Below are 6,431 nucleotides of genomic sequence, written 5' to 3' on the forward strand. Positions count from 1 at the left end.
GCTCCTGCGCACAAGTGCGTACAACTATCCATGATAGTGCAGTATCAAACAGTCGCTCGTCGAGACCCGATGCGCGATCATGTACGCGGAGGTGAGCCTGTGAACCGGTACGAGCGGCTCAACGCGCTGCTGGAAATCCTCGCCGAGCGGGGAAGGGTCGACGTCGACGAGATCGCCGAGGAGCTGGACGTGTCGGCCGCGACCATTCGGCGCGACCTCGACCACCTCGCGGACCAGCAGCTGCTGACCCGCACCAGGGGCGGCGCGGTGGCCCACGCGGTGTCCTACGACCTGCCGCTGCGCTACAAGTCGGTGCGGCACGCCGACGAGAAACAGCGCATCGGCAAGGCGGCCGCCGCGCTGGCCTCGCGGGGCTCGGTGGTCGGCCTCAACGGCGGCACCACGGCCACCGAGGTGGCCAGGGCGCTGGCCACCAGGGTGGACCTGAACCACATCGAGGGCGAGACGGCCATCACCGTGGTGACCAACGCGCTCAACATCGCCAACGAGCTGGCGGTGCGCCCTCAGGTCAAGCTCGTCGTCACCGGCGGCGTCGCCCGGCCGCAGTCCTACGAGCTGATCGGCCCGCTCGGCACCAAGATCCTCGACGAGCTGACGCTGGACCTGACGTTCCTCGGCGTCGACGCGGTCGACCCGGTCGCCGGCGCGAGCGCGCACCACGAGGGCGAGGCGAGCATCAACCGGATGCTCACCGCGCGGGCCCGCAAGGTCGTCGTGGTGGCCGACTCGTCCAAGCTGGGCGCCAGCGCGTTCGCCAGGATCTGCGGGGTGGACGAGCTGCACGTGCTCGTCACCGACTCCGACGCGAGCGACGAGGACGTCCGGCGCTTCGAGGAGCGCGGCGTCGAGGTGCTGCGCGTCTGACCCGCGCCGCACCGGCGCGTTCCCCTCCCCAACGGCACGACGTGCCGTTTTTTGGCATGCCCTGACGCTGTCGCGGCGCGGTAACGAAGGACCTACCGTTCCCGGTTGGCTGTTGACTCATGCGTGTTCACGCGTAAACATATGCCAAATCACGCACGAAGTTGCGGGATTTCGAGCAGTACTTGACAAGAATCCGCCGGCAGGACGGCTGGCGAACGAGACACGGGAGCGCCCATGGTCAACTCCTCACCCCAGGGTCGGCCCAGCAAGCGGGCACGAGTTCTCGCCGCGGCCGCGACCGGCGTCGTCGCGCTGTCGCTGGTCGCCTGCGGGTCGTCCTCCGGTGGGTCCGGCGACGGCAAGTCGCTGACCTACTGGTCCATGTGGAAGGAGAACGAGCCGCAGGCCCAGGTCCTCCAGGCCGCGGCCGACGCCTTCAAGAAGGACACCGGCACCACGGTCACCATCCAGTGGCAGGGCAGGGACGTCCTCAAGAAGCTCACGCCGACGCTGCGCAGCGGCGACGTCCCCGACCTGGTTGACCAGGACGAGAACTCGGTGAAGGCCGCCCTGGTGTCCACCAAGGCCCAGCGCGACCTGACCGGGCTCTACGGCACGGAGGTCAGCGGCGGCAAGAAGGTCTCCGACGTCATCTCCGACAAGTACACCGGCACCCTCAAGGTCGACGGCAAGCCCTACCTGGTGCCCTACGAGGTGATCGGCTACGGCCTGTGGTTCGACGGCGCCGCGCTGCCGAACGTGGTCAGCTCCCCGCCCAAGACCTGGGCCGACTTCACCGGCCTGCTCGCCCAGCGCAAGGCCGGCGGCGCCAGCCCGCTCGCCCTGGACGCGGACATCGCCAACTACGACGGCATCTGGATCACCGGGGTGCTCCAGAACGAGCTCGGCAAGGACAAGCTCAACGAGATCGCCAAGGACAAGACCGCCAAGGCGTGGGACGACCCGAAGGTGCGCGCGGGCCTGGCCAAGGTCAAGGACCTCGTCACCGGCGGCTACTTCATCCCCGGCTACGACGGCGGCAAGTGGCCTGCCGTGCAGGAGAAGTGGGCGCAGGGCCAGGCCGACTTCCTGAACATGGGCAGCTGGGCGCCGAGCGAGACCGGCGGCAAGGCCAAGGCCGGCTTCCAGTACCACTTCGCGCCGCTGCCCAAGATCGCCGAGCAGTACGTTCCGGTGCAGTCCATCGGCTTCGCCATCCCCGACAAGGCGAAGAACGCCAGCGCCGCGGAGAAGTTCGTCGCCTACTTCATGCGCGACGAGAACCTCCAGAAGATCTCCAGCGTGGCCAAGAACCTCACGCCCAACCCGAAGCTCACCGCGCCGACCGAGCTGGCCGACCTCGGCAAGGCCGCCGCTGAGCTGCCCGTCGTCCGACCGCTCGACGGCCTCGACTCCGACTTCCCCGGCTACGTCGAGGAGGCGTTCTACCCGGCGGCCAGCGACCTGCTCAAGGGCAAGACCGACGTCGACGGGTTCATCGCCGCGATCATCGAGAAGCAGGCCAACTACTGGAAGAAGAACGGCTGATGGCAGCAGTTTCGGCGCTGCCAGCCGGAACGCGGGCGCGGCGGGGGTCCAGCAGGGCTTCCGCCGCGTCGACGCCGCTCGGTCGGCGCAGGCGGCGGATGTTCTGGCCGTTCCTGTTGCCAGCACTGCTGTTGTACGTGGTGTTCTTCATCGCCCCCTCGCTCGCCTCGCTGTGGATCAGCTTCACCAAGTGGGACGGCGTCGGCGAGATGCGCTCGCGCGGGATCGAGAACTACAAGATCCTCCTCGGCGACTCCGCGTTCCTCGGCGCGTTCGGCTACACGCTGCTGATCCTCGTCGTGGTCGGCGCGGCCACCTTCGTGGTCAGCTTCGCGCTCACCATGGTGCTGCGCGACATGAAGGGCAAGGCGATCGTCCGCGCGGTGATGTTCTTCCCCTACATCGTCGCGCCGGTCGTGCTCTCGGTGTTCTGGGGCTTCATGTTCTCCAGCGACGGCCTGGTCAACAACGCCTGGCACGCGGTGCTCGGCGGCACCGGCCCGAACTGGATGGCCAACCACCTGTCCGCGATCATCATGCTGGGCCTGACGTGGGTGAACACCGGCTTCTACACCACCATCATCATGGCCGGCGTCGACCGCATCCCGCCCGACCTGTACGAGGACTGCTCGCTGGCCGGGGCGACGGCCTGGCAGCGCTTCCGGTACGTGACCCTGCCGCTGTCCTGGGACGTGGTGGCCACTGCGGCCGTGCTGTGGACGATCTCCTCACTGAAGATCTTCGAGTTCATCTACGCGTTCGGCGGCACCACCAACGACATGCCGCCGCTGAGCGTGTGGAACAGCGCGCTGTTCATCTACGGATCGACCTTCGGCGGCCGGGTGCCGCAGTACCAGTTCGGCTACGCGTCGGCGGCCGCCGTCGTCATGCTCGCCGCCGTCACCGTCCTCGTCGTGCTGCTTCGCCGCCTGCTGCGGCGCGAAGCCGTGCAGTTCTAGGTTCTAGGGAGCGCCCGATGGGATCACGATCCGCACGCACGGACACCGGCCCGGTGCGCCGCGTCGGCATCGTCGCGGTCTGGCTCCTGGTCGCGTTCAACATCGGCGTGCTGCTGTGGATGCTGCTCGCCGCGCTGCGCGAGCACACCGCGATCTTCCGCGAGCCGTGGGGGCTGTCCAGCCTCGGCCGGTTCGGCAACTTCGTGAAGGCGTGGTCGGACAGCCACTTCGGCCAGGCCGCGCTGAACACGGTGGTGCTGGTGGTCGCGTCCTCGGTGGTGGTGGTCGCGGTGTCCGCGCCGGCCTCCTACGTGCTGGCCAAGACGAAGACCAGGATCTCCGGCGCGATGGCGGTGTTCTTCGCGCTTGGCATCGGGATCCCCGTGCAGGTCATCGTGATCCCGCTGTTCGTGATGATGCAGGACGCCGGCCTGGTGAACAGCCTCGGCGGCCTGTTCGTGCTCTACGTCGCGCTCTCCGTGCCGTTCACCGTGTTCCTGCTGATCGGCTTCTTCGGCTCGCTGCCCGAGGAGATCGAGGAGGCCGCCGCGATCGACGGGGCAGGCGCGCTGCGCACGTTCGTGCAGATCGTGCTTCCGGTGGCGCGCAACGGTTTGATCACCGCGCTGATCCTGAACCTCATCTCGCTGTGGAACGAGACCTTCATCGCGCTGGTCTTCATCCAGGACAGCGGCAAGCAGACCCTCTCGCTCGCCCTGCTCGGCTTCCTCCAGACCCAGCAGTACTCCGGCTCCGACTACGGCGCGCTGTTCGCCGGCGTGAGCATCCTGGTGCTGCCGATGCTCGCGCTGTACGTGTGGCTTGGCCGCCGCATCATCGAAGGACTCACCGTGGGAGCCGTGAAGTGACCTCGATTCGCACCGGCACGCTCACGCTGCCGGTCTCCCCGCTCGGCCCGCCGAACCCGCTGCCCCCGCTGGCCGGCCTGCTCGACCCGCCTTACGAGATCGACCTTTCCGGCGTGCCGGCCGATCTTGCCGAGGGCGCGCGGTACGGGCACGTCCGGACCGTGTTCCCCTACTCGCTCCAGGACGACTACGGGCGCGCGCCCCGGCCGACCGAGCTGCGGACCGTGGTGCTGGAGAACGACGCGCTGCGGGCCACCTTCCTGCCCGACCTCGGCGGCCGGCTGTGGTCGTTGCGGGACAAGGCCGCCGACCGCGAGCTGCTGCACGTGCCCGCGCTGCTCCAGCCGGCCAACCTCGCGCTGCGCAACGCCTGGTTCGCCGGCGGGGTCGAGTGGAACATCGGCACCAGGGGCCATTCGCCGACGACCTGCGCGCCGCTGCACGCGGCCCTGCTCACCCGCGCGGACGGCACTCCCGTGCTGCGCATGTGGGAGTGGGAACGCCTGCGCGGCGTGCTGTTCCACGTCGACGCCTGGCTGCCGGAGGGCTCGTCGGCGCTGTTGGTCGGGGTGCGGATCGACCGGCCGGGGCCGAACGGGACGCCGATGTACTGGTGGTCCAATACCGCCGTGCGGCAGACCCCCACTCTGCGCGTGCTCGCGCCCTCCACCAGGGCGTTTCGCACCTCTTACGGCGGTGCGTTGTCCACAGTGGATATTCCTGAGCATGAAGGGCACGACACGACTTACCCCGGCAGGGCGCCCGATGCCGCCGACTACTTCCACGATCTGCCGGCCGACGCGCCGCGCCCGTGGATCGCCGCCGTCGACGAGGACGGCCACGGACTCGCCCAGGCGTCGACCTCCAGGCTGCGCGGCCGGAAGCTGTTCTGCTGGGGCGAGTCCACCGGCGGCCGGCGCTGGCAGCGGTGGCTCGGCGGCGAGAACGCCCAGCCGTACTGCGAGATCCAGGCCGGCCTGGCCCGCACCCAGTACGAGCACCTGCCCATGCCCGCCGACGCGGACTGGAGCTGGGTGGAGGCCTACGGTCCGGTGACCGTCGACCCGAGCGTCACGCACGGCCCCGACTGGTCCGCCGCCGTGGCGGAGGTGGCCGCGCGGCTCGAGGAGACCCTGCCCGACCTCGACCGCGAACTCGTTCTCTTCCAGGCGTCGGTGTCCGTCGCGCCGACCGAGACCGTGGCCGTCGGCAGCGGCTGGGGCGCGCTGGAGCAGCGCAGGCGCGCCGCCTCGGGTGAGCCCCCGCTGCCCGACGTCTTCCCTGAGGCGACGCTCGGTGCTGAGCAACACGCCTGGCTGACTCTGCTGGAGACTGGCGAGCTTCCTGAGACTTCAGTGTCCTATGTGGACGGTGCGAACTGGGTGCGGCGGCTGGCGGCGGCGCGGCCGACCTGGGCGACCGCCTACCATCTCGGGGTGATCGCGCACGCCGCAGGCGACCTCGGCGCGGCCCGGCAACACTACGTGGACTCGCTGGCCCGGCAGGAGAACGCGTCGGCCTGGCGGGCGCTGGCGCTGGTCGACGCGGCCGAAGGCAGGCTGGCCGACGCCGCCGACCGACTCGTCGCCGCGCGGGCGCTGCTGCCCGAGGTGTGGCAGCTCGCCGTGGAGTGCCTCGATGCGCTCCTCGCGGCCGGCCGAGCCGACGCCGCGCTCGCCCTGCTGCCCGAACTGCCTCCGTGGCAACGGGAACACGGCCGCGTGCGGTTGTTGGAGGTGCGGGCCGCGCTCGCCGACGGAGACCGTGACCGGGCCGCCGGGCTGCTGCGCGACGGCGTGGACGTGCACGACCTACGCGAGGGCGAGGTGAGCCTGGACCAACTGTGGTCCCGCGCCTGCCCCGACGAACCCTTGCCGGCCCGGTACGACTTCCGGATGCACGGCTAGGCCGTTTGGCAGGTACGGCGCTCTGGCCGTTTTTTTGGTGGGGTGCCTGGCGCTCTGGCCGTTTGATAGGTGAGGACGACGCTCTGGCCGTCTGCCAGGTATGACGCTCTGGCCGGCGACTCGCTTCGCTCGCTGCCCGGTTTCTGGACTACCTGTGTTTATTGGGCCTCGCTTCGCTCGGCCGGGCGAGTTCGCCTCAAGTCGGCCCCTTCGGCTTCTCGGGCGACTCCGCTTCGCTCCGTCACCCTCCTGCGCCTCCAGGG

At 69.5% G+C, this 6,431-nt stretch carries 5 protein-coding genes; all 5 read left to right on the forward strand.

All coding sequences use genetic code 11. The annotated features are described in order from the left end of the window. Positions 1 to 99: 99 nt before the first annotated feature. Complete coding sequence (locus F0L68_RS37495; RefSeq protein ID WP_149854659.1) at positions 100 to 885, forward strand: DeoR/GlpR family DNA-binding transcription regulator; 786 nt, start codon at positions 100 to 102, stop codon at positions 883 to 885. Between the two features lie 234 nt (positions 886 to 1,119). Further along, complete coding sequence (locus F0L68_RS37500) at positions 1,120 to 2,433, forward strand: ABC transporter substrate-binding protein (RefSeq protein WP_149854660.1); 1,314 nt, start codon at positions 1,120 to 1,122, stop codon at positions 2,431 to 2,433. Continuing rightward, a complete protein-coding gene (locus F0L68_RS37505; protein WP_149854661.1) occupies positions 2,433 to 3,392 on the forward strand; it encodes a carbohydrate ABC transporter permease in 960 nt (319 codons plus the stop codon). Before F0L68_RS37500 ends, F0L68_RS37505 begins: the two co-directional genes overlap by 1 nt. Before the next feature lie 17 nt (positions 3,393 to 3,409). Continuing rightward, the gene (locus F0L68_RS37510) at positions 3,410 to 4,261 is read left to right on the forward strand and encodes a carbohydrate ABC transporter permease (protein ID WP_149854662.1); all 852 of its coding nucleotides are present in this window, start codon (positions 3,410 to 3,412) and stop codon (positions 4,259 to 4,261) included. Next, complete coding sequence (locus F0L68_RS37515) at positions 4,258 to 6,168, forward strand: DUF5107 domain-containing protein (protein WP_149854663.1); 1,911 nt, start codon at positions 4,258 to 4,260, stop codon at positions 6,166 to 6,168. The genes F0L68_RS37510 and F0L68_RS37515 overlap by 4 nt, the downstream gene beginning before the upstream one ends. Positions 6,169 to 6,431 lie beyond the last annotated feature (263 nt).

Source organism: Solihabitans fulvus, assembly GCF_008386585.1.
GTDB classification, from domain to species: Bacteria; Actinomycetota; Actinomycetes; order Mycobacteriales; family Pseudonocardiaceae; genus Solihabitans; species Solihabitans fulvus.